This is a genomic window from Pseudomonas corni (genome assembly GCF_057128765.1).
The window spans coordinates 550,502-575,044 of record NZ_JBSKHW010000002.1 but is presented as its reverse complement, the minus strand read 5'-3'; the positions used below and the strand labels follow the sequence as shown (position 1 = coordinate 575,044).

Genomic DNA, 24,543 nt, shown 5'->3' with positions numbered 1-24,543 from the left:
CTGCGAGGCAACATGCAGTTACGCGTTGACCGGCCCGCCGGTTCGTCTGTTTAACGGTCGAGGAAACGCCAGTGATAAAAAAAATCCTGATCGCAAACCGAGGTGAGATTGCTGTCCGTATCGTGCGCGCTTGCGCCGAAATGGGCATTCGCTCGGTGGCGATCTATTCCGACGCCGACCGCCACGCGCTGCATGTAAAACGCGCGGACGAGGCATACGGCATTGGCTCCGAACCGCTTGAGGGCTATCTCAACCCGCGCAAGCTGGTGAACCTGGCTGTGGAAACCGGCTGCGATGCATTGCACCCAGGTTATGGATTTCTGTCTGAAAACGCAGAATTGGCCGACATTTGCGCTGAACGTGGCATTAAGTTCATCGGCCCTTCTGCCGAAGTCATCCGGCGTATGGGCGACAAGACTGAAGCGCGCCGTAGCATGATCAAGGCCGGCGTTCCGGTTACGCCAGGCACCGAAGGCAACGTCGCTGACATCGCTGAAGCGCTGATCGAAGGCGATCGCATCGGTTATCCGGTCATGCTTAAAGCCACGTCAGGCGGCGGCGGTCGCGGCATTCGACGCTGCAACAGCCGTGATGAACTGGAGCAGGCGTTTCCTCGGGTCATCTCGGAAGCGACCAAAGCGTTCGGCAAGGCCGAGGTTTTCCTCGAAAAATGCATCGTTAACCCCAAGCACATTGAAGCGCAGATCTTGGGCGACAGTTTCGGCAACGTCGTGCATCTATTCGAACGTGACTGCTCTATTCAGCGCCGAAACCAGAAGCTCATCGAAATCGCGCCAAGCCCGCAATTGACCCCTGAACAGCGCGCCTACATCGGCGACTTGTCGGTGCGTGCGGCCAAAGCGGTGGGTTACGAGAACGCTGGCACCGTGGAGTTTCTGCTCGCCGAGGGCGAGGTGTACTTCATGGAGATGAACACCCGCGTGCAGGTGGAACACACCATCACCGAAGAAATCACCGGTATCGACATCGTTCGCGAGCAGATTCGTATCGCGTCCGGGCTGCCGCTTTCGGTGAAGCAGGAAGACATCATTCATCGCGGTTTCGCGCTGCAGTTCCGCATCAACGCCGAAGACCCGAAGAACAACTTCCTGCCCAGCTTCGGCAAGATCACCCGGTATTACGCGCCCGGTGGTCCGGGTGTACGAACCGATACCGCGATTTACACCGGCTACACCATTCCGCCGTATTACGACTCGATGTGCCTGAAGCTGATTGTGTGGGCGTTGACCTGGGAAGAGGCCATGGACCGTGGTTTGCGCGCGCTGGACGACATGCGTTTGCAGGGCGTTAAGACTACCGCCGCGTATTACCAGGAAATCCTGCGCAACCCGGAATTTCGTAGCGGGCAGTTCAACACCAGCTTCGTGGAAAGCCACCCTGAACTGACCAACTACTCGATCAAGCGCAAACCCGAAGAGCTGGCCCTGGCCATCGCCGCCGCCATTGCCGCCCATGCGGGGCTTTGAACAAAGCAGCCGCAAGCTTTAAGCGGCAAGCTTCAAGCAAGAGCGCGTCCGGCTTTTACTTGCAGCTTGTAGCCTGAAGCTTGTGGCTCAAAAGGAGATTCAAATGACTAAGAAGATCTTCGTAACAGATACCATCCTGCGCGACGCTCACCAATCGCTGCTGGCGACCCGCATGCGCACCGAGGACATGCTACCGATCTGCGACAAGCTCGATAAGGTCGGCTATTGGTCGCTGGAATGCTGGGGCGGCGCGACCTTCGATGCGTGCGTGCGCTTTTTGAAGGAAGACCCGTGGGAGCGTCTGCGTCAGCTACGCGCCGCGCTGCCTAACACGCGTCTGCAAATGCTGCTGCGCGGTCAGAATCTGCTGGGCTATCGCCATTACAGCGATGACGTGGTCAAGGCGTTTGTCGCTAAAGCGGCGGTCAACGGCATTGATGTGTTCCGCATTTTCGACGCCATGAACGATGTGCGTAACCTGCGCGTCGCCATCGAAGCGGTGAAGGCGTCGGGCAAACATGCCCAAGGCACCATCGCCTACACCACCAGCCCGGTGCATACCATCGAGGCGTTCGTGGCCCAGGCCAGACAGATGGAGGCCATGGGTTGCGATTCGGTAGCCATCAAAGACATGGCAGGTCTCCTGACGCCTTATGCCACTGGCGAGCTGGTCAAAGCGCTGAAATCCGAGCAGTCGCTGCCGGTGTTCATCCACTCCCATGACACGGCTGGCCTGGCTGCGATGTGCCAACTCAAGGCCATCGAAAACGGCGCCGATCATATCGATACCGCGATCTCCAGCTTTGCCTGGGGTACCAGCCATCCCGGTACCGAATCGATGGTTGCTGCGCTCAAGGGCAGCGAGTTCGACACCGGTCTCAATCTGGAACTGCTTCAGGAAATAGGTCTGTATTTTTACGCGGTGCGTAAGAAATATCACCAGTTCGAAAGCGAATTCACTGCTGTCGATACCCGCGTGCAGGTCAATCAGGTGCCGGGCGGGATGATCTCCAACCTCGCCAACCAGCTCAAAGAGCAGGGCGCGCTGAACCGCATGGGCGAAGTGCTGGCCGAAATTCCGCGCGTGCGCAAAGACCTTGGCTATCCGCCGCTGGTAACCCCGACGTCGCAAATCGTAGGCACCCAGGCGTTCTTCAACGTCTTGGCGGGGGAACGTTACAAGACCATTACCAACGAGGTGAAGCTTTACCTCACCGGCGGTTACGGCAAGGCGCCGGGTATGGTCGACGAAACGCTGCGCCGTCAGGCCATTGGCAACGAAGACATCATCGATGTGCGTCCGGCTGACTTGCTCAAGCCGGAAATGACCAAGCTGCGCGGCGAAATTGGCGCGTTGGCCAAGTCCGAAGAGGACGTACTGACCTACGCCATGTTCCCGGACATCGGGCGCAAGTTTCTCGAAGAGCGCGCGGCAGGCACGTTGAAATCCGAAGAGCTGCTGCCCATTCCGGAGCCCGGCGCAGTGGGCAAGGTAGGCGGAGAAGGTGTACCGACCGAGTTCGTGATTGACGTACATGGCGAAAGCTACCGGGTCGACATCACTGGCGTCGGCGTCAAGGCCGAAGGCAAGCGTCACTTTTACCTGTCGATTGATGGCATGCCGGAAGAAGTGGTGTTCGAGCCGCTTAACGAATTCGTCAGCGGTGGGATAGGCAAGCGTCCGCAAGCCAGCAAACCCGGGCACGTCAGCACCACCATGCCGGGCAACATCGTCGATGTGTTGGTCAAGGAGGGCGACATGGTCAAAGCCGGTCAGGCCGTGTTGATTACCGAGGCCATGAAAATGGAGACCGAAGTTCAGGCGGCGGTTGCTGGCAAGGTCACGGCAATTCACGTGGCCAAAGGCGACCGCGTGAACCCCGGCGAAATATTGGTTGAGATCGAAGGTTAAGGGCGCTTCGACTCACACGGTTTAAACCTCGGGGGGGCAGGTGCTCCCCTTTTTTTTATTTAGGCTGTTTGTAATTTTTTTGGATGATATACAGGATTTCTTTAAAGCTTAGTTTGCGAGTGCCAATCTTCTGCATCTTGTCTTCCGGCAAGTAGCTGAACTTCACATACAGCACTTGCCCTTTGGCTTTTTCTGTTTCACTCAGTTTTGTTATTGATGACTTCATATCTTTCAGTGTGCTGGGAATACTCGCAATATCTACCCAGGTTGGTATAGGAGCGAGGCCCGCGAAGTATTTCACGACGCTGACCAGCGTATCGCCAATTCCGAATACACCGGAAAATTGATTTTTGGGTGTATAGGGAGAAATACCCATATAGATATCAGGCAGGGATGTAATTTGGTTTTCGATGCCCTGTGTCTCGTGGCTGAGCAGGAAATCAAACACCTGCAGCGCGGTGCCGACGATAACGACCGACTGGACACCGGGACCGGTCTGGGAAAAAAGGTGATAGTTGTTACTGCCCACGACCGATTTTTTGAGTTGGCCGCGATCAATAATCACGCTGCCATATTTCCCGGACGATAAGACGGGTTGTGGAACGCGCCACGGGTTTTGTTGTACGGCGGAAATATTGGCTGATGCGGAATTGCTATTCACTTCAATTGTATTACTCATTTCTAACATCCTTGTTAGTGGTGAAAACGCTTCGATATGGAGCGCTTTAGTCACGTGCTTAACCTTAGCGTGGCTTATCTAAAGCGCCAGTCGATGATCCTTGGGGTGTGTTGCCGATTGTAAGAGGCTTCATTAGGCCCAGTTCATACATCTGCGCGGAGCTGCATTGTTCAGTCGCTGGTAACAGACTGAGATGCCAGCACTGTGGTGGCAAAAATAATGTTGGGTCCGATGACAGTCTGATAGGGATTTGGGGGCTGATAATCCCGGACTCAAAGGATCAAACCTTCGGCGGTGCAGGTATCCCATTTTTTTGCGCGCAATAATTTCCTCTGTCAGCACTGCGCCGTCAACTGTCAAAGTTGACAGTATACGAGGTGGGTATTTGCGCATACATTTGATCTTGGAGTTGCAATTGGCCACAGGACGGCAGTGTTGATGATTGCTGTCTGGTTATTTGCGATAAAGAGTCAATAATCAGGAGCGTGAATAAGATGGCCAGTCAATCAAGAGCTGATCTTCCCGGTGAACTGGATCCAAGCTTTGGTGTTAATGGTAATGTGCGCCTAACAAAAGCCGGCGGCATATTTAGTAATGCGAAACAAGCCCTCATAGATGGCAGTGGTCAAATATTGCTGGCAGGAACGTTCAAGACGCACGAGGCCGAGCAGTATGCGGTTGTTCGTTTGACCGCTGACGGCGATCAAGACTCCAGTTTCGGTGATCGAGGTGTGGTAGTTGGAAGTTTTATAGATAAAAAAGATGCACGAGCGAACTCGGTAACTATCACCCAAGATAATAAGATATTACTGTCCGGAAGTTCGGGCGCCAGACAGGCTGGCAGTGGTTCGGCGCTTACGGTTTTTATGGGAGGCATCGCTCGTTTTGACCAAGCCGGGACCCTGGATACTTCATTCGGAAGTATGGGGCATATATCACTGTCCATTCGCCATCCCGCAGACCAGAAGCCGGTTGGCCTAAAAATAACTTCCGATGATGTCTCGGATCCTATTGCCGGTGTCGTGTCATCGGTGGACAAGAATAAGATCCTCTACACTTGGATGGGACCCACTCGATCCATGGATTCGGGTATTTACCTTGCCTATGCGGTGCTTGGGCGGCTCAAAACGGACGGAACGAGCGACGAGTCATTTCAAAAAGAAGGCCATGTTTATATCCGCTATCTCACAGGAAAGTCCGTATTAATAACATCGGTAAAATGTCATATCATTTTGAATGGGGGAATTATTGTTGCAGGATACATTGTAAATGACGATGCGCCTGTTAGAGGGTATTTGAGTCGCTACGATTTGAATGGAAAAGTAGATACCGCGTTCGGCGGTAGCGCACAAACAGATGGTTTTGTTTTGACGCCACCACTTGGTGAAATAAGAAGCGATGGTGATATCGCCGCTTTGGTGCAACACGAGTCCACACTGATATTAGTGGGAAATGCCTCGGGTCAAGGCGTCATGGCTGCCTATACGCTAGACGGTGCCGTTGATCAAACCTTTAACTTAGGCAACTTGCTGTATGCGGATCTGCCGGGTTCAAAAAGAACGGTAACGTGGCTGGACGCCGCTTCAAGTGATGGAGGCATTTTAGCGCTGGGTTACATTGGCGCGCCGGAGTTAGGCGAATTCGTTATTGCACGTTACCTAGCCTCTGGCGTGCTGGATACGCGCTTTGGCTCAGGACAAGGTTGGGTGTTTTCCACCTTGGGTGTGCAGTTGAAAGCACTTGTTGTTCAGCGTCGAGAAGGTGGCTTGCCCAACCGTATTCTGGTGACAGGTGTAGTCGTTAAGGGTGAGTATGCTGTCGTCATGGCTTTCACGGATGTGAAAGAGTAACGACGCAGGGAGTCCATTTTTGCGGTGATGCTTTGTCATCTTACCGGGCGGCCACTACCTAAAGAGGACGTCCGGTATGCTGGGTGAAGCTTTCGCCCCGTCGCTGTTACTTATAAAACTGCTCCAGGGTTTTGATTTGTCCACTCGCGGGTTGGTTTTCAGGGGCGAGCCATGACTCAAACGCGCTCTGCAGCTCAGGCCATTCAGTGTCGATGATTGAATACCACGCCGTATTACGGTTTTGACCCTTCACAACCATGTGCTGGCGGAACGTGCCTTCGTACGTGAAACCAAAACGTTCGGCGGCCCGTTTGGAACGGGCGTTGTCGCCGTTGCATTTCCACTCCAGACGACGATTTCCCAGCGCGAAGGACTCCTTGGCAAGAAGGTAGACCGCCTCCGTGCTTTTCGGCGTGCGCTGCATGGATGCGCCGAACGTGACGTGACCAATCTCGATACGACCATGAGCGGGCACGATGGACATCAGGCTCAGATAGCCATCGATAGCGCCGGTATCTTGATCGATCACGGTGTAGAACCAAGGATCGCTACCTGCTTGCATGCCGGACAGAAAATCATCGAAGGCGCTGCGTTCGGTAAACGGGCCATAGGGCAAGTAATCCCACAGCCTGGCGTCTGAGCCAGGGCCTTGCAGCGCAGCCCATAGACCATCGCCATGGTGCGCGAGATCGAGTTTCTCCAGACGAATGAAACGTCCTTGCAGCGTGCGGCTATCAGGCAGTGTCGCGGCTTGCCAGTGTTCAAGGTTCGACATGTCGGGGCATTCCAGAGATTGAAGTTGGGCTTAAAGCGGTTTGCGGAACTGGATATAGCCAGGCCGCTCGGCGATGCGCTCGTAGAGCTGAATCGCCGTCGCATTGGTTTCGTGGGTCAGCCAGTGGACCTTGTCGCAGCCGTCCTGTTTGGCCGTCGCGTAGACGTATTCGATTAACAACCGTCCGACACCCGTGCCACGCTGCTCGGAGGCGACAATCAAGTCCTGCAGATAGCACGCATTGTGGATGCTCCAGTTGGAGCGATGGTAGATGAAATGCACCAGGCCTATGGCCTTGCCGTCCTTCCAGGCGAGCGCCGCATGGGTCGGCTCATTGGCATCCAACAATCGTAGCCAAGTACTGTGGCTGATGCTGTCTGCCAGTTCAGTTTTGTAGAACTTCAAATATGCCTGCCACAGCGGCAGCCATTGGGCGTGATCGGCCGGGGTAACGGGTTTGATTTGCACATCAGACACGGGATTCTCCTTGGCTCATTTGTTGAGCGATTTCCTGATCGTTCGCTTGGTCGCTGGCGGCAAGTCCGTCGCGTACTCCGGCAATGTCCTCGGTGCTGCGGTTCTGATTCAGCTTGCATTTGCCTTCCAGTCGCTCGATGGGAAGGGCAAAACCGACGATGGCGCCCAGCATCTTTTCAATGTAGTCCGCTGGCGCATCGCTGACTGCCCAAGGGCTTGCGCGGCCTGTTTCGTGCTTGTCGGTCAGAGCGCTGACTAACTCAAGCAGCCGCTGTTGTTCGGTGAAAACCTCGGCGTGGCCGTAGGCGTGAATCGCCAGATAATTCCAGGTCGGCACAACTTTGCCGTGCTCGGCTTTCGCCGGATAAAACGAAGGGCTCACGTAGGCGTCACCACCCGGAAAGATGACCAGTACCTGCGCGCCGCTCTGCAGGTCTTTCCACTGTGGATTGGCCTTGGCGAAGTGCCCGTACAGCGTCCCATGCTCGCCTTCGTCGTGATTAAACAACAGCGGTAGGTGGCTGGCTTGCAAGCCAGATTCGCCGGATGTGACCAGCATGGCCAGGCGGGCACCGTTGATCTGGGCATGCAGGCGGGTCAAATCGGCGTCTTTGAAATAGGACGGTGTGTACATGAGATTTTCCTTGGCGACTGAGCCAATCCTAGGCAGCCTATTGGTCTGTTGTAAGAGCCATTAATGATCAATTGAGCAGGACCAATTCCATGCCGCCGTCCCCACCCTCGCTCACCTTCGATTTCGCTGGCATTCAACTTGACCGCCGTCAGGGTTTGAGCCGTCAGTTGTATCAGGCGCTTCGGCAGCGAATTCTCGACGGTGGCTTGAGCAGCGGCACCCGCCTGCCTGCAAGTCGAGACCTGGCCGCGGCGTTGACGATTTCACGCAACAGCGTAATGCGCGCCTACGATCAGCTTTACGCCGAAGGTTTTATCGAAGGGCGTATTGGCGATGGGACGTACGTCGCCCAATTAGCAGCGAACGCCAGCACGGCCAAAAAACTATCCACAAATTTGTCCACAGGGTTAACAACAGGCTTACCCACAGGGTTATCCACAAAACCGCCGAAATGCACTGAGGATTTATCCAGCAAAGTTATCCACAGTACTGCGCTGGAACGGCTGGAAGAGCATCATTTGAGCCCTAGAAGAACCGGCCTGCCACGAGCATTTCGGGTGGGCGTTCCGGCTTTCGATCTGTTCCCGTTTACGGTTTGGGGCAAGCTTCACGCGGCTTTCTGGCGAAGGCCGGACATGCAGCAGCTCGGCTATGGCGATGCGGCGGGTGAATGGCGTTTGCGCCAACTGATTGCTGCTTATCTAAGGACATCCCGGGATTTGCACTGCACCGCTGAGCAAATTGTGATCACCAGTGGCGCGCAGCAGGCAATTACCCTTTGTGCACAGCTGCTACTGGAACCTGGCGACGGGGTATCTGTGGAAAACCCCGGCTATAGAGCAGCGGGCCACGCGTTCGCGATTGCCGGGGCGACACTGCATGGCATTCCGGTTGATGGGGAGGGGATGTGCAGCGAAGCGCTGGACAGCAGCTTTAGCAAGCTGGCTTACGTCACGCCGTCCCACCAATACCCGACTGGTGTCACCATGAGCCTGGCGCGCCGCCTGCAATTACTGGCATGGGCCGAGCGAACCGGCGGCTGGATCGTGGAGGACGACTACGACGGCGAATATCGATACAGCGGCGCACCGCTGGCACCCTTGGCGGCGCTTGATCAGCACGGACGTGTGTTGTACGTCGGCACCTTCGGCAAGGTGGCGTTTCCGGCTTTGCGCCTGGGTTATCTGGTGCTGCCCCTCGATCTTGTTGAACCCTTCAGCCAGCGCCGGGCAGTGGACATGCGTCATTCGGAAATCGGCACCCAGGCGGTGATGGCTGAGTTCATAGCCGCCGGTCACTTTCAGCGACATATCCGGCGCATGCGTCGCGCGGCTTTGAATCGGCGCAATGCTTTGCTGGAGGGATGGCCTGAGGGGATTGCCGGTTGCGGCCCGATGCCAAAACCGGTGGCCGGGCTGCACGTCGCGTTGAAAGTCGACAGCATCGCCCGCGAGCAACAGCTGGTCGCGCTGGCCGAGAGCGTTGGCGTTGAAATCAATCCACTGAGCGAATATTGGCTGCCTGAATCGTCGACGCCAATGGATGAGCGGGCGGGTTTGGTGCTGGGCTTTGCAGCCGTTCCCGAGGCTGACATCGCCTCGGCGCTGGAGCGGCTGCGAAAAGTCTGGAGCTGAAGTCAGATCCTGTAGGAGCGAATTTATTCGCGAGGCGGCGTTACAGGTGTCCGATATTCATCATGCTGTCTGCCCTCTCGCGAATAAATTCGCTCCTACAGGTTGGGGCAGATGGTGGGTCAAACCCCCAGCTCTACCGGCGTATACTCGCGCCCATCGCACACTTTCTTCGAGAGACTCCCATGAGCCTTCCCCTTTCCGTTGCGCCAGAGCGTAAGTTCGGCGCGCCATTGATTGCTTTCATTCTGCTGCTCATAGGCGCTGTTTTTCTGCAAAACAGCGTGGGCGGCAAGCAGGTTCTGCTGCTGATCGTTGGCGCGGCGTTGGGCCTGACGCTGTATCACGCGGCATTTGGTTTTACGTCGGCCTGGCGCGTGTTCATCAAAGAGCGTCGCGGCGCTGGTCTGCGGGCGCAGATGGTGATGCTGGCGGTGGCAGTTGTGCTGTTCTTCCCGGCATTGGGGGCAGGCACCTTATTCGGCTCGCCTGTCACGGGTCTGGTAGCTCCGGCCGGTGTATCGGTGGTGTTTGGCGCGTTCATCTTTGGCATCGGCATGCAACTGGGCGGCGGTTGCGCTTCGGGCACGCTGTTCACCGTGGGCGGTGGCAATGCGCGAATGCTGATCACTTTGTTGTTTTTCATCATCGGCTCACTGATCGCAACCCATCACGTGGATTGGTGGTTCTCGCTGCCGTCCTTTCCGGCCACCTCCATCGTCAAAACCTTCGGTGTGTTGCCTGCGTTGATCGCCAGTCTGGCGTTGTTTGCCTTGATTGCGCTCATCACCGTCAAACTGGAAAAGCGCCGCCATGGCGAACTTGAGGCCCCGGCTACCAGTGAGCACATCGGCCTGCGCCGCTTCTTGCGCGGGCCATGGCCCTTGGTGTGGGGTGCTATTGCGCTGGCATTGCTGAACTATGCAACCCTGGCACTGGCCGGTCGTCCATGGGGCATCACCTCGGCGTTTGCCCTGTGGGGCGCGAAGGTGGCGAGCGGTTTGGGTGTGGACGTGAGCAGTTGGGTGTTCTGGCAAATGCCGGCGAATGCGAAAGCTTTGGCTGCACCGGTGTGGGAAGACATCACCACGGTCATGGACATCGGCATCATGCTGGGTGCGTTGTTGGCGGCGGGGCTGGCAGGACGTTTCGCCCCAAGCCTGAAAATCCCAGCGCGCTCCATCGTCGCTGCAGTGATTGGCGGGCTGTTGCTGGGTTACGGCTCGCGCCTGGCGTATGGGTGCAACATCGGCGCGTATTTCAGTGGTATCGCGTCTGGCAGCTTGCATGGCTGGTTGTGGCTGGTCGCCGCATACATCGGCAATGTGGCAGGCGTGCGGATGCGTCCATTTTTCTTCGCAGGGGAAAGGCAACCTGTGGCGTTGACCGGCTGTTGATAACGCTACCTGGCCTGCCGGGCAGCAGATATCTGTAGGAGCGAACTTGTTCGCGAGACGTCATCGCTGATACAGCGCGTTGTCCGCCTCGCCAACAGGTTGGCTCCTACAGATGGCCTCAGCCGATCTGTTCTTTGGCCAGTTTGACAATGTTCTCCACCGTAAACCCGAACTTGGCTTGAAGCTTCTCGATCGGCGCTGACGCCCCAAAACTGTTCATCACTACCTTGGCGCCAGTCTGCCCAACGTAGCGATCCCAGCCCATCGGCCCTGCCTGCTCGACGACGACCCGGCCTTTCACGCTCGGCGGGAAAACGCTGTCGCGATAGGCCTTGTCCTGATCTTCGAACAACTCCCAGCTTGGCATAGACACCACGCGCGCCGACACGCCTTCGCCAACAAGCTGCTCATAGGCTGCGACAGTCATGCCGACCTCGCTGCCGGTCGCGATCAAAATCACATCCGGCTCGCCCTTGCCTGAATCCGCCAGCACGTAGGCGCCTTTAGCCACCCCTTCAGCGCTTGCGTACTTACTGCGATCCAGCGTTGGCAGTGGTTGACGTGACAGCACGATGCAGGACGGACGATTCGTCTGCGCAAGGGCAATTTTCCACGCTTGCGTCGTTTCGTTGGCATCACCCGGACGCAACGTGATCAGGCCTGGTGTGGCACGCAGTTGTGTCAGTTGCTCGATGGGCTGATGCGTAGGCCCGTCTTCGCCCACGCCAATGGAGTCATGGGTAAAGACGAACACCACCGGCAACTCCATGATCGACGCCAGACGAATCGGCGGCTTCATGTAATCGCTGAACACCAGGAACGTCGAGGTGTACGGGCGGATGTAGGACAGCGCCAGGCCATTGGCAATCGAGCCCATCGCGTGTTCGCGAATCCCGAAGTGCAGGTTGCGGCCGCCGTAATTACCCGCTTCAAAACTGCCCGCGCCATCGAAAGTCAGGTTGGTTTTGGTGGACGGCGAAAGGTCGGCCGAACCGCCGATCACCCACGGGATTTTCGCCGCAAAGGCATTCAGTACCTTGCCGCCGGAGGCTCGCGATGCGATGCCCTTGGCGTCGGTTTCGAAGTTTTCCAGCTTGTCTTGCCAGCCGGCCGGCATTTCGCCTGCGCGCATGCGCTTGAGTTGATCGGCCAAGTCCGGCTCATTCTTCTCGAAGTTGGCAAGAGTTTGCTGCCATGCGTCGAAGTCGGCACCGTTGTGACTGAGCAGTGCGTCGCGCAAGAAGTGTTTGGCTTCATCCGGCACCAGGAAGCTTGAGTTCTCATCCCAGCCGTAGGCTTTTTTGGTCAGCTTGATTTCATCAGCGCCCAGCGGTTCGCCGTGGGCTGCAGAGGTGTTGTGCTTATTCGGTGAACCGAAGCCGATAACGCTGTCGACCACGATCAAGGTGGGCGCGCTGTCAGTTTGCTTGAACAGGTTTAGCGCTTTTGCCAGCGCCTGCGCGTCGTTCGCATCGGCAACATGAACGGTATTCCAGCCATAGCCTTCGAAGCGCGTTTGCACGTCGTCGCTGTAAGCGAGTTCGGTGTGGCCTTCAATGCTGATGGTGTTGTTGTCGTAGATCCAGCACAGGTTCGACAGCTTGAGGTGGCCGGCCAGTGAGGCTGCCTCGGCGGTGACGCCCTCCATCATATCGCCGTCGCCGCACAGCACGTAGACGCTGTAATCGAACAATGTCGCGCCAGGGCGGTTGAAGTGCTCGCCTAGCCAACGTTCGGCCATCGCCATGCCGACGCTGTTGGCACAACCCTGACCCAGCGGGCCGGTGGTTGTTTCCACACCCGTGGTCATACGGTATTCAGGGTGGCCGGGGGTTTTGGAGTCCATCTGGCGAAACTGCTTGATGTCCTCAAGGCTGACCGCCGGTTTGCCGGACGGCTTGCCGTGTTCGTCGATTTCGACGACGCCCGCCAGGTGCAACAGCGAATAGAGCAGCATCGAAGCGTGGCCGACTGACAGCACGAAACGGTCACGATTCGGCCAGTCCGGGTGTTCAGGGTGATAGCGCAGGAAATCCTTCCACACCGTGTAACCGACGGGCGCCAGCGCCATGGGCGTGCCGGGATGGCCGGAATTGGCCTTCTGCACGGCGTCCATTGCCAGGGTGCGGATGGTATTGATGGTCAGTTGGTCGCGGTCGGTATGTGGTTCGATGGAGCGAGACGTTGAAGACGTGCCCATTAACTTTCTCCTCGTGACGTGTTGCTGAAACATCCAGACAAGAGTTGAGCATGAGGAGGGCGGGTTTGTTCCATGAATAATGCCCCGGCGGTCCGGGGTTAAAGCGCGGGTGCTCTGGGACGGCTAAACGATTCAGCAGCTCGTCGATGAAAGCTCCGGACGGCGAACCATCTGCCCTCAATGTATTCAAAGTCAGGCATGCCGGGCATCAATGCGTACCCGGCAAGATTTTTACCAATGGGGTGGCCTTTGCAGCAATTCATCGTCAAGAAATACCGCGCCATGATCAGGACGTTTACCTACATCGGTTGGTCGCTGTTCTGGCTGCTGATATGGGACGTGGTTGTCACCGTCGACTTCATGCTTTACCTGGAACGCAAGATCACCTTGCCATCGATGCCGCTGACGTTGCTCGGATCGGCGCTGGTAGTACTGACCAGTTTTCGAAACTCCAGCGCCTACAACCGCTGGTGGGAAGCGCGGACGCTCTGGGGCGCGCTGGTGAATAACTCCCGCAGCTATGCACGTCAAGTGCTGACGCTGATTGATGACGAAGATGAACTCAATCCGGTCAAGGCCGTGTTGCTGCGTCGGCACGTGGCCTACGTTGAGTGCCTCTCGGCGCACTTGAAGGGCGGCCACTGCAACGAAGACGTGACAGCGATGATCCCGCGCGCTGAATACGATCGGCGCACGCGCACCAACAATTTCCCCAACGATTTGCTCAACACCTCGGCCGCGATCATTGCCAAGGAGTACAAGGCCGGGCGTCTGGACAGTATTCGTCTGGAGCGACTTGAGGCCACGCTGGTTGAAATATCCAACTGCCAGGGCGGCATGGAGCGGATTGCCAATACGCCGCTGCCATACCCTTACGTGACCTTTCCTCGTCTGTTCATCACCTTGTTCTGCATCATCGTACCGATCGGTCTGGTCGAGACACTGGGCTGGTTTACCCCCCTGGCTTCTACTGTTGTGGGCTTCATGTTGCTGGCGATCGAGAAAATCGGCACCGATTTGCAAAGCCCGTTCAAGGCATCCGAGCATGAAATTCAAATGAAGGCGCTGTGCGAAAACATCGCCGGGAACCTGAATTCGATGCTGCGTGATGCAACTCAGGAGCGGGACGAGCGCGAGCTGGTGGGCAGCGTGTAGCGCCAGAGCAAGCGCGCTCCTACAGATTTTGACTAGGTGCCCGATTTGATTTTTGTCCATACCCGCGTCCGCGCCCGTTCTGCATCTCGGGGCAGTGGCGTCAGGGTGTAGAGCGTTTTCATCGCTTCTTCAGTTGGGTACAGATTCGGGTTGTTGCGGATTGCCGGATCGACCAGCTCGGTCGCGTCTTTGTTGGGATTCGGATAGCCGACAAAATCGCTGATCGGTGCGATGACCTTGGGCTGCAGCAAGTAGTTGATGAACGTGTGCGCGTCCTCCGAATCCTTGGCACCCTTCGGAATCGCCAGCATGTCGAACCAAATCGGCGCGCCTTCTTTCGGCAAGCGCATATCCACCACCACGCCGTTCTTGGCCTCCTTGGCGCGGTTGGCCGCTTGCGAGAAACTGCCCGAATAACCAACCGCCACACAGATATCGCCATTGGCGATGTCGGCCATGTACTTGGATGAGTGGAAATAGGTGATGTACGGACGAATCTTCATCAGCAGCGCTTCGGCCTTGGTGTAGTCCGCGGGGTTCTTACTGTTCGGATCAAGACCCAAATGTTGTAAAGCCAACGGCAGAATCTCCGAAGGCGAATCCAGTAGTGCCACGCCACACTGCTTGAGCTTGCTGATGTTCTCTTCTTTGAAGATCAGGTCCCAGCTATCTACTGGCGCGTTTTCACCCAGCGCCGCTTTGACCTTGGCCGGGTTAAAGCCGATCAAAATCGTGCCGTACATATAGGGCACAGCATATTTGTTGCCCGGATCATTGACCTCCAGCAGCTTCATCAGCTTGGGATCAAGGTGCGAATAGTTCGGCAGCTGGCTCTTGTCCAGCGGTTGAAACACCCCGGCTTCGATCTGTTTAGCCAGGAATACGTTAGACGGCACCACCACGTCGTAGCCGGAGTTGCCGGTCAGCAGCTTGGCCTCAAGCGCCTCGTTGGTGTCGAAGATGTCGTAGATCAGGTTGACCTTGGTCTCCTGCTTGAAATCCTCCAGCGTTTTGGGAGTGATGTAGTCGAACCAGTTGTAGACGCGCAGGGTTCGGCCCTCGTCGGCCTGAGCGGCGCCAGCGGACAACGCCGCGCAGAGTGCTGGAGCAATGAGACGCTTGAGTCGGTTCATCGTGTTCTCTCTTCTTCTGGTTCGCATTCTGGTGCGTAGGGATCAGGCGTTTTCGAAACCTTCCAGCACGTTCACGGCGTTGATGCCGATTTCCTCGACGGCGTAGCCGCCTTCCATCACAAACAGCGTCGGCTTACCCAGTCGGGCAATGCGCTCGCCCATGCGCAGGTAATCAGGGCTGTCTAGTTTGAACTGCGAAATGGGGTCGTCCTTGAACGTATCCACGCCCAGCGACACCAAGATCACGTCCGCGTCATAACGCTCGACCTCTGCGCACGCCTGCTCCAGCGCAGCGCTCCACTGATCCCAGCCGATGCCTGCGGCGAGCGGATAGTTGAAATTGAAGCCTTCTCCCGCGCCTTCGCCCAACTCATCGGCATAACCGAGGAAAAACGGAAACTCCGCTTCTGGGTCGCCATGAATCGAGGCGAACAGCACGTCACTGCGCTCGTAGAAAATCGACTGCGTGCCGTTGCCGTGGTGGTAATCCACGTCCAGAATCGCGACCTTTTTATGGCCCTGATCGATGAATGCCTGAGCGGCAATGGCGGCGTTGTTGAGGTAGCAATAACCGCCCATCAAATCGCTGGCGGCATGGTGTCCCGGTGGGCGGCACAGGGCGAAGGCGCTGGGGGCGCCGTTTTGAATCGCTGCCTGCCCGGTCAGTGCCACTTGCGCGGCGCTATATGCCGCCTGCCAAGTGCCAGCGGTAATCGGGGCGCCGCCGTCGAAGCTGTAGTAACCCAACTGGCCGTGCAGACTTTTTGGCATGACATGACGCAATGTGCGCGCCGGCCAGGTAAAGGGCAGCAAATCACCTTCGGTTTTTGTCTCGGCCCAACGAGCCCATGCGCCTTTGAAAAATTCGAGATAAGCGTCCGTATGTATTTTTTGGATGGGCGCCAGTCCGAAGTCCTGCGGCGCTTCAATCACCCCTAGCTGACGATCTTTGACCCGTTGCAGGACGTGGTCGGCTCGCGACGGCATCTCAAAACACGGCATGAGCTGGCCGTCGATCAATTCGCAGCGGCCGTGGTGCAGGTGGTGATCGTCCGAATAGATCGTCAGCATATTGTTGTGCTCCAGTGGGCTGAACGGTTGCTCATTCTTGGTGAGCAGAGCGTGCAACAGGAACGGTGCAAGCGGCCAAAAGAGGACTTATTCGGCCAGAAATATTGGCCGAATATCGCCCCTTAATAGCGCGTGATGCCCCGTTTGGAGGCAGTGGTTTGAGGGCAGTGAGTCAGCCGCGAAACTGGCTGGGGGCTACGCCGCTCCAGCGAATGAAGGCATGGCGAAAGCTCGCAGTTTCGCTGAAGCCCAGTGCTTCAGCAATGCGATGAATCGGCAGGCGGTCCTCATGCAGCAATTGCTTGGCGCGTTCGAAGCGTAGCTCGTCCAGCAGTTGTTGATAGCTACTGCCAGTCGCGTGCAAGTGGCGGCGAAGGCTGCGCTCCGAGCAGTTCATTTTTTGAGCAATCGAGCCCAGGCTGGGCGTTTGATCCAGCTGTGCGGCTAGCAAATGACGAATGCGCCCTAACCATGCCTGACGGCCGGTGAACTCGATGTTCTGACGCCGACAGCGTTCGCGCATGTCGCGGTGGGTGATCGGATCGGCCAGCGGCAGCGGCTGGTCAAGCCAGCGGCGGTCGAACGCGAAAGCGCTGTCGGCAGCGTGATCGAACATCACTGCGCACTCAAAGCTGTCCTGATAACTGGATTGGTATTCAGGCGCTCCGTGGGCAAACCGCACACTCAGCAACGGCAGTGGCTTACCCAGCAAATCGTCGCAAATGACCTTCAGTGAGCCGATGCACAATTCGGCGTTGAACACCTGCAAGCCCTCATCGTCGCGATAGTCGCTGGCGCTGAACCAGACCCGCTCACCGTCCTCGATCAATGTCAGTTCGAACAGCGTGCCGAGCAATGCGGGGTATTCCAGCGCCAGCCGTAACGCGTCACCGAAAGTGGCAGCGGTGAGCAGCGCGTAACCGAGGATCCCGTAAGACGACACATGCATACGCCGCCCCAACTGCAGGCCGATTTCCTTGCGCAACGCCACGGCATTGGCGCAGACCTGCATCTCTTGATAGGTAGTGATGCGGATATCCGGTCGGCTCAAGTCCGCCTCGGTGATCCCGCTCCCCGCCAGTAAAGGCTCGCTGCTCAAACCCTCTGCCGCGAAGGTGCTCAGGACCAGCGAAACCGCATTGAGGGTGGTGAGGTGGGAGTGGAGCATGGGCTGCGTCCGATCGTTTTGGTTGATCGCAGAGGCAGCAAGTGTTGTGCCGGGCTCTGCATCAGCCCTGGCCGTAGCAATTGTTAACGCTTGAAACTGCAACGGCTACGGTTTTTTGGCTAACTTTCAAGCCGGAGGCTGCCTCTTGGAAATATCGACAAAACATACCCGTAACGGGTATATATCACTGGAGTCAAAGGATGGGAGTTTTGAAGCGAAGGGACTTTGCGAGGTGGCAGGCTGGTGAGGCGTTTTCAGACAGCGTTTTGTGTGAGGCTATCAACGAAATGGAGCGCGGTCTGATCGATGCCGATCTCGGCGGCTGCCTGTACAAGAAAAGAGTGGCTCGTGCGGGCGGAGGAAAAAGTGGCGGCTATCGCACGTTACTCTCAGCAAAGTTAGGAAGTCGCTATGTGTTCCTGTTTGGATTTGCAAAAGGCGCCCGGGCTAATGTCAAGGCGCAAGAGAAAAAAGCACTGCGCTATGCGGGCAAAGTTTTCCTGAGCTTGTCGAGTGATGCCCTAAACCTGGCCCTGCAAGCTGGTACGTTGGAGGAAGTAGTTTGTGACTAGCAAAATCATCGAGTCCTTACGGGCAGACATCGCCGAGCTTCATCAGATCGGTGCAATTGGTAAAGTCACCATGCGGGAATTCGAGGCGGTTTGCCCAACTCCTGTCAGGGAGCTAAGCGCGATAGACATAAAAGATTTGAGACTGGCCCTGAATTTTAGTCAGCCTGTGTTTGCGCTGCATCTGAACACGACCGCTTCCACGATCCGTAAATGGGAGCAGGGGGACAGCAGACCGGCAGGCCCCGCGCTGAAGCTTTTAAATGTGATAGCAACGAAGGGGCTGCAAGCGATCATCTGATTGCGCAGTCAAGCCTCAGCGCAACTCCCCACACATATCCAGCTCCACGAACCGGCGCACGTCTTCTTGCGAAAGCCCTGCGCCGATCAGGGCGTGGAGCTTGCCGAACGCGGCTTCGCGGGTCATGCCGCCGCCAGACAAAACGCCTGCTTCACGCAAGCGGCTGCCGGCTTCGTAGACGTCCAGCTCAACGCCACCTTCATGGCACTGGGTGATGGCGACCACGCAAATCCCTTGCTGATGGGCACGTTTCAGGCTCGCGAGGAAGGCCGGGTTGTCGCTGGGGCCTGTGCCGCTGCCGAAGCATTCCAGCACCAAACCCTGGACGCCGCTGTCGATCAACGCATCGATCTGTGCAGCGCCGATGCCGGGGAACAGCGGCATGACGGCGATGTTGGACAGGCTTTTCGGCTGGCGGTAATCCAGCGCAGATGGCAGTTGCGACGCAGCTTCCCCTCCGCGCGAGCGATTCAAGGCGGCGAATGGGTTGCGCCCGAAGCTGCGAATCTTCGCGCAACGCGTCGGTGCCAACAGCTCGCCGTGGAAAAACAGGTGCACGCCCGTCGCCAGACCTTGTCCCAGCGCGGTCAGTGCGCCGTTGACGTTTTCCCACGCATCACTGTCCGGCACGCCAGCCGGCAGCATCGAGCCGGTAAACATCACCGGCGCATTCAATCCCAACAGTTGGAAACTCATGGCTGCTGCGCTGTAGGCCAACGTATCGGTGCCGTGCAAGATCAGCACCGCATCACACTTGTCGACATCGCACGCCTGGACCACCGCTTCACGCAAACGCTGCCAATACGCGGGCGTCATGTTGGCGCTGTCGATCAGGGGCGACATTTCGCGAAAGGACCACTGCGGCACGATCAGGTCGGGCAGGGCGGCCAGTTGCTCAGCCATGCGCGCCTCAAAGCCCGAAGCCGGAGCAAGCCCATTCTCGCTGGCTTGCATGCCGATGGTGCCCCCTGTGTAGAGCACCCTCACGTGTTTAGCCGCTGCAGACCGTTCGCGATTCATTTCTTTCCCCTGAATGATTAACGTGCGTCGACGACCGGTTTACCCGTTGCGATCGTTGCGTTGGCAGAAACCTGCGCACTACCGGGCTTGGGCCATGCCTGCAAGTCCAGGTCCAGATCCGGGAATTTGCTCGAATCGAAAACCGGGGTCTTGATCCCTGCCTTACGCTGGTCGTCGTAGTCGCCGAGGATACGCAAACCGATCTTGAACAGCATGGCCAGCGCGATCAGATTGACGAATGCCAGCAGCGTCATGGTGATGTCGGCAAACGCGAACACGGTCCCCAAATCTTCGACCGCACCCCACAGGATCAGCGCCAGCACGAATGCGCGGTAGCTGATCAACGCCTTACGGTTCTCGCCGATCAGGAAGCGCAGACTGTTTTCGCCCAGGTAGTAGTTGTAGAGGATCGAAGTGAAAACGAACAACGACAGGGCCACGCTGATGAACAGCTTGCCCCAATCACCGACAACCGCTGCCAGCGAGTTTTGCGTGAGAGCGATGCCGTCGCCTTCAAAGCCCGGCGTGTAGAAGCCGGACAGCAAAATCAGCAGCGCTGTACACGTGCAGATGACGAAGGTGTCGAGGAACACGCTAAACGCTTGCACCACGCCTTGCGCGATAGGGTGTTCGACCTGGGCAACGGCCGCGACGTTGGGCGCACTGCCCAGGCCTGCTTCGTTGGCGAACACGCCACGCTTCACGCCCATGACGATAGCGCTGCCGATCAACCCGCCAAATACCGGGTCCAGGCCAAACGCACTTCTGACGATGGTCAGCAGCATTTCCGGGACATGTTCGAACTGCACGGCAATCACGTAGATCGTCACGGCGATGTAGACCAGCGTCTTCACCGGCACCAGTAAGTCTGCAACAGCGGCGATGCGCTTGATGCCGCCGATGAATACCAGCCCGAGCAAGGCGGCCAGCGCGATGCCGGCGTAGGTGGGCGACACGCCGAACGCATCGTTGAGCGAGTGCGTAACGGCGTGGGATTGCAGGCCGTTGAAGGCGAAACCAAACGTCACCAGCAGCAATACCGCCATCACCATGCCCAGCCAGCGTTTACCGAGACCGTGCTGAATGTAGTACGAAGGACCGCCGCGATATTGGCCATCGGAATCGCAGCGCTTATACAGCTGCCCGAGGGAACATTCGAAGAAGCTGCTGGCCATGCCGACCAGAGCGGTGACCCACATCCAGAACACCGCGCCCGGGCCGCCCAGCGTCACGGCGATGCCGACACCGGCGATATTACCCGCGCCCACGCGCCCGGCCAGGCTCAACATCAGCGCCTGGAACGAACTCAATTGACCCGAGCTGCTACGCAGGCTGTCGCGGAACACGGCGAACATGTGAAAGAAGTGGCGCAATTGAACGAAACGCGAGCGGATCGTGAAATACCCACCGAGCCCGACGATGAGCACGATCAGTACCTTTCCCGAGAGGAAGTCGTTGATGACTTCAAGCATTGAATAGTCCTCGCTGTTTTTGAGGGGCCGCACTATACCGGTGCGTGGGGTTGGCGTCTGTAAGCGGATTTCTTGACCGCTGGATAGCTGCGGATGTTTCTGTAGAAGCGAACTTGTTCGCGAGCCGTTCCAATTGACACGCGGCAACAGCCTCTCGCCAACAAGTTGGCTCCTACAGAAAGCACGCGATCAGTGGGTCTTTCCCAGACATCCAGGCAAAAAAAAGGGCCTGAAGCACGAAGCTTGCGGCCCTCAAAAGGACGAGGGGTGTCTAGACCCTCAGCCTGGTGATCGTTTGTAGCGATGGCGCGATCAAGCCTTGAGTGGCACCAATCGCGGAGCAATCATGTTTTCCGGACGCAGGATGTCGGCGAGCATGACGTCATCCAGCAACCCTTCTTCGCGCACCAGTTCCAGCACGCCGCGCCCGCTTTCCAATGCGATACGGGCGATGCGGGTCGCGTTTTCGTAGCCGATGTAGGGGTTCAGCGCAGTCACCAGACCGATCGAATGCTCGACCAGCTCTCGGCATCGTGCCTCGTTGGCGGTGATGCCGACGATGCAGTGCTCACGCAGCATGTCCATGGCGCGCTGGAGCAGGCGGATCGAGTCGAAGATCTTGTAGGCGATCAATGGCTCCATCACGTTGAGCTGCAACTGGCCGCCTTCGGCTGCGATGGTCAGCGCCAAGTCGTTGCCCATGATTTCGAAAGCGCACATGTTCACCGCTTCCGGTATCACGGGATTGACCTTGCCCGGCATGATCGAACTGCCCGGCTGACGCGCTGGCAGGTTGATTTCATTGATGCCAGTGCGCGGACCGCTGGACAGCAAGCGCAAGTCGTTGCAGATCTTCGACAGTTTGACGGCAGTGCGCTTGAGCATCCCGGAGAACAGCACGAACGCGCCCATGTCGGAGGTGGCTTCGATCAAGTCGGCCGCCGGCACCAGAGGTTGACCGCTGATGGCCGCCAGACGCTGAACAGCCAAATGCTGATAGCCCGGATCGGCGTTGATGCCGGTGCCGATGGCAGTGCCACCCAGGTTGACTTCGGTCAGCAGCTCCGGCGCCATGGTGCGCAGGCGATTGAGGTCTTCGGTGAGCGTAGTGGCGAAGGCGCGAAATTCCTGGCCCAGCGTCATCGGCACTGCATCCTGCAGCTGCGTGCGGCCCATTTTCAGGACGTGGCTGAATTCCTGACCTTTGGCGGCAAACGCCTGGATCAGGCTGTCGAGGCTGGCGAGCAGAGCGTCGTGGCCCAACAGCAAACCCAGACGAATCGCGGTCGGGTAGGCGTCGTTGGTGGACTGCGCCATGTTCACGTCGTTGTTGGGGTGCAGGTACTTGTATTCGCCTTTCTCATGGCCCATCGCTTCAAGGGCGATGTTGGCAATGACTTCGTTGGCGTTCATGTTGGTCGAAGTGCCCGCGCCACCTTGAATCATGTCCACCACGAATTGATCGTGGAAGTCGCCGCGAATCAGGCGTGAGCACGCTTCGCTGATGGCCGCGTGTTTGGCGCCGTTCAGATGACCGAGCTCATGGTTGGCGTCGGCCGCTGCCTGCTTGACCATGGCCAGTGCCACGACCAGCTTGGGGTAATGAGAAATCGGGACGCCGGAGAGGTGAAAATTGTTCACCGCCCGCAGCGTCTGGATGCCGTAATAGGCCTCAGCGGGAACGTCGAGAATGCCAAGCAAGTCTTTTTCGGTGCGAAATGATGCAGCGCAGGACATGATAGAGAAAGTCTCAAGGAGGGCACGGACTAAGCCGGAACGCCTTGAATACTAGGCTTGCGCGCAATTTCGGACCAATGCTGTTAAGCGCTGGCCTATGCCCAAACGGCATAATGTTGATGTGACGTTCCGAATGTGACGAGCGTATGAACGGTTACGCACGTACCACTGTAGGAGCGCGCTTGCCCGCGAATGGGACGTGCCAATCGCCGGATGTGGTGCAGACATTCCGCAATCGCGGGCAAGCGCGCTCCTACAATTGAATGGCAGTGATCACCTGTGAGAACACAATGAACCTAGAAAGCAAATGGCTGGAGGACTTCAGTGCTCTGGCCGCCACGCGCAGTTTCTCCCAGGCGGCTGAGCGTCGATTCGTGACCCAGCCTGCATTCAGCCGGCGCATTCGCAGCCTCGAAGCGGCCTTGGGGCTGACGCTGGTCAATCGGTCGCGCACGCCTATCGAGCTGACGGCGGCAGGCCAGCTGTTTTTAGTGACTGCGCGAACCGTGGTTGAGCAACTCGGTGAAGTCTTGCGGCATCTGCATCACCTTGAGGGCGGGCAGGGCGAGGTCATGCAGATCGCCGCAGCGCACTCCCTGGCGCTGAGCTTCTTTCCACGCTGGATCGCCCAGCTGCGCAACGACGAAGGGCTGAACATCGCTACGCGTCTCGTCGCCACCAACGTGGGTGACGCGGTCCATGCGCTACGCGAAGGCGGGTGTGATCTGATGCTCGCTTTTTACGACCCGGACGCGGCCCTGCAAATGGACGCCGAGATATTCCCCTCGCTGCACCTGGGCATGACCGAAATGCTGCCGGTGTGCTCCGCGGACGCAGACGGTAACCCGCTATTCGATCTGGAAGGCGAAAACAGCGTGCCGTTGCTGGCCTATAGCGCGGGGGCATTTTTGGGGCGCTCGGTGAATCTGTTGTTGCGGCAACGCAGCGTTCGTTTCACCACCGTTTATGAAACGGCGATGGCTGACAGCCTCAAAGGCATGGCGCTCCAGGGCCTTGGCATCGCTTGGGTTCCCAGGCTGAGCATCACTTCGGAGCTTGCCCGTGGCGAGCTGGTGATCTGCGGCGGTACGCAGTGGCATGTGCCACTGGAGATTCGTCTTTACCGCTGCGCCCTGGTGCGTAAAGCAAACGTGCGATTGCTGTGGCGCAAGCTTGAAAGCGCGGCGCAAATCGAGTCGGAAAAGGCCTCCTGACAGAAGGTCGTCGGGGGTGCTTTAAACGCATCGCTTTGCGCTATACTGCGCGGCCTTTGGCCGGTTGCACCGGTCATCATTCGTACGACAAGCCACGCCGGTCCTCCCGCGTGGCTTGTTGTTTTTAGACGCGCCTGCGGGCGCTCGATGAAGAGGCACGACGATGAGCGCACTGGTTGGCGTGATCATGGGCTCCAAGTCCGATTGGTCCACCCTTAGCCACACCGCCGACATGCTGGAAAAGCTCGGCATTCCGTATGAAGTCAAAGTGGTGTCGGCTCACCGCACCCCGGACTTGCTGTTCCAGTACGCCGAAGAGGCCGAAGGCCGTGGCATCGAGGTGATCATCGCTGGCGCAGGTGGCGCCGCCCACTTGCCAGGCATGTGCGCCGCGAAGACTCACCTGCCGGTGCTGGGCGTTCCGGTCCAGTCATCGATGCTGTCCGGCGTCGATTCCCTGCTGTCGATCGTGCAAATGCCCGCCGGTATTCCCGTGGCGACCCTGGCCATCGGCAAAGCAGGCGCGATCAACGCAGCCCTGCTGTCGGCCAGTATTCTGGGCGCCAAGCACCCGCAATATCATACGGTGCTGAAGAAATTCCGCGCTGAACAGACAGACAGCGTTCTGGACAATCCAGACCCGCGCCAGGCCTGAGGTTTT

21 protein-coding genes are annotated in these 24,543 nt (G+C 57.7%); 10 read left to right on the top strand and 11 right to left on the bottom strand.

Annotated elements, in window-relative coordinates; genetic code table 11:
• Positions 1-71 precede the first annotated feature (71 nt).
• Positions 72-1,487: an acetyl-CoA carboxylase biotin carboxylase subunit gene (locus ACWKV9_RS06325; RefSeq protein WP_483835216.1), complete on the top strand. Its 1,416-nt coding sequence runs from the start codon at positions 72-74 to the stop codon at positions 1,485-1,487.
• 103 nt (positions 1,488-1,590) lie between these two features.
• The gene (gene oadA, locus ACWKV9_RS06320; RefSeq protein WP_483835215.1) at positions 1,591-3,399 is read left to right on the top strand and encodes a sodium-extruding oxaloacetate decarboxylase subunit alpha; all 1,809 of its coding nucleotides are present in this window, start codon (positions 1,591-1,593) and stop codon (positions 3,397-3,399) included.
• Between the two features lie 55 nt (positions 3,400-3,454).
• On the opposite strand, the gene ACWKV9_RS06315 is transcribed toward oadA, so the two are convergent.
• Positions 3,455-4,078, bottom strand: a complete 624-nt coding sequence (locus tag ACWKV9_RS06315; RefSeq protein ID WP_483835214.1) for a hypothetical protein — start codon at positions 4,076-4,078, stop codon at positions 3,455-3,457.
• 494 nt (positions 4,079-4,572) lie between these two features.
• Here ACWKV9_RS06315 and ACWKV9_RS06310 point away from each other — a divergent pair, with 494 nt between their 5' ends.
• Positions 4,573-5,928 (top strand): hypothetical protein, encoded by a 1,356-nt coding sequence (locus ACWKV9_RS06310; protein WP_483835213.1) that lies wholly within the window; start codon positions 4,573-4,575, stop codon positions 5,926-5,928.
• Positions 5,929-6,034: 106 nt separating this feature from the next.
• Here the strand turns inward: ACWKV9_RS06310 and ACWKV9_RS06305 are convergent, their stop codons facing one another.
• The 3 genes from ACWKV9_RS06305 to ACWKV9_RS06295 are packed head-to-tail and all read right to left on the bottom strand — an operon-like array spanning position 6,035 to position 7,814.
• On the bottom strand, positions 6,035-6,703 hold the full coding sequence (locus ACWKV9_RS06305; protein ID WP_483835212.1) for a GNAT family N-acetyltransferase: 669 nt from the start codon (positions 6,701-6,703) through the stop codon (positions 6,035-6,037).
• Positions 6,704-6,733: 30 nt separating this feature from the next.
• Positions 6,734-7,180 carry an N-acetyltransferase family protein gene (locus tag ACWKV9_RS06300; protein WP_483835211.1) on the bottom strand — a complete coding sequence of 149 codons (447 nt, stop codon included), beginning with the start codon at positions 7,178-7,180 and terminating at the stop codon, positions 6,734-6,736.
• The gene (locus tag ACWKV9_RS06295) at positions 7,173-7,814 is read right to left on the bottom strand and encodes an FMN-binding negative transcriptional regulator (protein ID WP_483835210.1); all 642 of its coding nucleotides are present in this window, start codon (positions 7,812-7,814) and stop codon (positions 7,173-7,175) included. The genes ACWKV9_RS06300 and ACWKV9_RS06295 overlap by 8 nt, the downstream gene beginning before the upstream one ends.
• 89 nt (positions 7,815-7,903) lie before the next feature.
• Between ACWKV9_RS06295 and pdxR the strand changes: the two genes are divergently transcribed.
• The gene (gene pdxR, locus ACWKV9_RS06290) at positions 7,904-9,448 is read left to right on the top strand and encodes a MocR-like pyridoxine biosynthesis transcription factor PdxR (protein ID WP_483835209.1); all 1,545 of its coding nucleotides are present in this window, start codon (positions 7,904-7,906) and stop codon (positions 9,446-9,448) included.
• Positions 9,449-9,630: 182 nt separating this feature from the next.
• The gene (locus ACWKV9_RS06285) at positions 9,631-10,842 is read left to right on the top strand and encodes a YeeE/YedE family protein (RefSeq protein ID WP_483835208.1); all 1,212 of its coding nucleotides are present in this window, start codon (positions 9,631-9,633) and stop codon (positions 10,840-10,842) included.
• A 118-nt stretch (positions 10,843-10,960) separates the two neighbouring features.
• On the opposite strand, the gene tkt is transcribed toward ACWKV9_RS06285, so the two are convergent.
• The gene (gene tkt, locus ACWKV9_RS06280) at positions 10,961-13,042 is read right to left on the bottom strand and encodes a transketolase (protein ID WP_483835207.1); all 2,082 of its coding nucleotides are present in this window, start codon (positions 13,040-13,042) and stop codon (positions 10,961-10,963) included.
• Positions 13,043-13,291: 249 nt separating this feature from the next.
• Here tkt and ACWKV9_RS06275 point away from each other — a divergent pair, with 249 nt between their 5' ends.
• Positions 13,292-14,197: a bestrophin family protein gene (locus ACWKV9_RS06275; protein ID WP_483835398.1), complete on the top strand. Its 906-nt coding sequence runs from the start codon at positions 13,292-13,294 to the stop codon at positions 14,195-14,197.
• A 32-nt stretch (positions 14,198-14,229) separates the two neighbouring features.
• Here the strand turns inward: ACWKV9_RS06275 and ACWKV9_RS06270 are convergent, their stop codons facing one another.
• The 3 genes from ACWKV9_RS06270 to ACWKV9_RS06260 all read right to left on the bottom strand — a co-directional run bounded on the left by ACWKV9_RS06270 (position 14,230) and on the right by ACWKV9_RS06260 (position 17,569).
• Positions 14,230-15,330, bottom strand: a complete 1,101-nt coding sequence (locus ACWKV9_RS06270) for a polyamine ABC transporter substrate-binding protein (RefSeq protein WP_483835206.1) — start codon at positions 15,328-15,330, stop codon at positions 14,230-14,232.
• Between the two features lie 42 nt (positions 15,331-15,372).
• Positions 15,373-16,401, bottom strand: coding sequence for a histone deacetylase family protein (locus ACWKV9_RS06265; RefSeq protein WP_483835205.1), 1,029 nt, complete (start codon positions 16,399-16,401; stop codon positions 15,373-15,375).
• A 172-nt stretch (positions 16,402-16,573) separates the two neighbouring features.
• Positions 16,574-17,569 (bottom strand): AraC family transcriptional regulator, encoded by a 996-nt coding sequence (locus ACWKV9_RS06260; protein WP_483835204.1) that lies wholly within the window; start codon positions 17,567-17,569, stop codon positions 16,574-16,576.
• Between the two features lie 200 nt (positions 17,570-17,769).
• On the opposite strand from ACWKV9_RS06260, the gene ACWKV9_RS06255 reads away from it, so the two are divergent.
• Both ACWKV9_RS06255 and ACWKV9_RS06250 read left to right on the top strand, forming a co-directional pair.
• Entirely contained in the window at positions 17,770-18,141 is a 372-nt protein-coding gene (locus ACWKV9_RS06255) for a type II toxin-antitoxin system RelE/ParE family toxin (RefSeq protein ID WP_483835203.1), read from the top strand.
• Positions 18,134-18,439, top strand: coding sequence for a helix-turn-helix domain-containing protein (locus ACWKV9_RS06250; RefSeq protein WP_483835202.1), 306 nt, complete (start codon positions 18,134-18,136; stop codon positions 18,437-18,439). The genes ACWKV9_RS06255 and ACWKV9_RS06250 overlap by 8 nt, the downstream gene beginning before the upstream one ends.
• Before the next feature lie 15 nt (positions 18,440-18,454).
• Here ACWKV9_RS06250 and ACWKV9_RS06245 read toward each other — a convergent pair whose 3' ends face one another.
• The 3 genes from ACWKV9_RS06245 to ACWKV9_RS06235 all read right to left on the bottom strand — a co-directional run bounded on the left by ACWKV9_RS06245 (position 18,455) and on the right by ACWKV9_RS06235 (position 22,668).
• Complete coding sequence (locus ACWKV9_RS06245; RefSeq protein WP_483835201.1) at positions 18,455-19,459, bottom strand: asparaginase; 1,005 nt, start codon at positions 19,457-19,459, stop codon at positions 18,455-18,457.
• A 17-nt stretch (positions 19,460-19,476) separates the two neighbouring features.
• Positions 19,477-20,931: an alanine/glycine:cation symporter family protein gene (locus tag ACWKV9_RS06240; RefSeq protein WP_483835200.1), complete on the bottom strand. Its 1,455-nt coding sequence runs from the start codon at positions 20,929-20,931 to the stop codon at positions 19,477-19,479.
• A gap of 312 nt (positions 20,932-21,243) precedes the next feature.
• Positions 21,244-22,668 (bottom strand): aspartate ammonia-lyase, encoded by a 1,425-nt coding sequence (locus ACWKV9_RS06235; RefSeq protein WP_483835199.1) that lies wholly within the window; start codon positions 22,666-22,668, stop codon positions 21,244-21,246.
• Between the two features lie 290 nt (positions 22,669-22,958).
• Here ACWKV9_RS06235 and ACWKV9_RS06230 point away from each other — a divergent pair, with 290 nt between their 5' ends.
• Together ACWKV9_RS06230 and purE are read left to right on the top strand one after the other, a co-directional pair.
• Entirely contained in the window at positions 22,959-23,882 is a 924-nt protein-coding gene (locus tag ACWKV9_RS06230; RefSeq protein WP_483835198.1) for a LysR substrate-binding domain-containing protein, read from the top strand.
• A gap of 163 nt (positions 23,883-24,045) precedes the next feature.
• Positions 24,046-24,537 carry a 5-(carboxyamino)imidazole ribonucleotide mutase gene (gene purE, locus ACWKV9_RS06225; protein ID WP_483835197.1) on the top strand — a complete coding sequence of 164 codons (492 nt, stop codon included), beginning with the start codon at positions 24,046-24,048 and terminating at the stop codon, positions 24,535-24,537.
• Positions 24,538-24,543 lie beyond the last annotated feature (6 nt).

Bases quoted from the DNA above. Each gene is read 5' to 3' on its own strand.
- oadA (WP_483835215.1), top strand. From the start codon at position 1,591: ATGACTAAGAAGATCTTCGTAACAGATACCATCCTGCGCGACGCTCAC.
- ACWKV9_RS06315 (WP_483835214.1), bottom strand. From the start codon at position 4,078: ATGAGTAATACAATTGAAGTGAATAGCAATTCCGCATCAGCCAATATT.
- ACWKV9_RS06310 (WP_483835213.1), top strand. From the start codon at position 4,573: ATGGCCAGTCAATCAAGAGCTGATCTTCCCGGTGAACTGGATCCAAGC.
- ACWKV9_RS06305 (WP_483835212.1), bottom strand. From the start codon at position 6,703: ATGTCGAACCTTGAACACTGGCAAGCCGCGACACTGCCTGATAGCCGC.
- ACWKV9_RS06295 (WP_483835210.1), bottom strand. From the start codon at position 7,814: ATGTACACACCGTCCTATTTCAAAGACGCCGATTTGACCCGCCTGCAT.
- pdxR (WP_483835209.1), top strand. From the start codon at position 7,904: ATGCCGCCGTCCCCACCCTCGCTCACCTTCGATTTCGCTGGCATTCAA.
- ACWKV9_RS06285 (WP_483835208.1), top strand. From the start codon at position 9,631: ATGAGCCTTCCCCTTTCCGTTGCGCCAGAGCGTAAGTTCGGCGCGCCA.
- tkt (WP_483835207.1), bottom strand. From the start codon at position 13,042: ATGGGCACGTCTTCAACGTCTCGCTCCATCGAACCACATACCGACCGC.
- ACWKV9_RS06270 (WP_483835206.1), bottom strand. From the start codon at position 15,330: ATGAACCGACTCAAGCGTCTCATTGCTCCAGCACTCTGCGCGGCGTTG.
- ACWKV9_RS06265 (WP_483835205.1), bottom strand. From the start codon at position 16,401: ATGCTGACGATCTATTCGGACGATCACCACCTGCACCACGGCCGCTGC.
- ACWKV9_RS06260 (WP_483835204.1), bottom strand. From the start codon at position 17,569: ATGCTCCACTCCCACCTCACCACCCTCAATGCGGTTTCGCTGGTCCTG.
- ACWKV9_RS06255 (WP_483835203.1), top strand. From the start codon at position 17,770: ATGGGAGTTTTGAAGCGAAGGGACTTTGCGAGGTGGCAGGCTGGTGAG.
- ACWKV9_RS06245 (WP_483835201.1), bottom strand. From the start codon at position 19,459: ATGAATCGCGAACGGTCTGCAGCGGCTAAACACGTGAGGGTGCTCTAC.
- ACWKV9_RS06240 (WP_483835200.1), bottom strand. From the start codon at position 20,931: ATGCTTGAAGTCATCAACGACTTCCTCTCGGGAAAGGTACTGATCGTG.
- ACWKV9_RS06235 (WP_483835199.1), bottom strand. From the start codon at position 22,668: ATGTCCTGCGCTGCATCATTTCGCACCGAAAAAGACTTGCTTGGCATT.
- ACWKV9_RS06230 (WP_483835198.1), top strand. From the start codon at position 22,959: ATGAACCTAGAAAGCAAATGGCTGGAGGACTTCAGTGCTCTGGCCGCC.
- purE (WP_483835197.1), top strand. From the start codon at position 24,046: ATGAGCGCACTGGTTGGCGTGATCATGGGCTCCAAGTCCGATTGGTCC.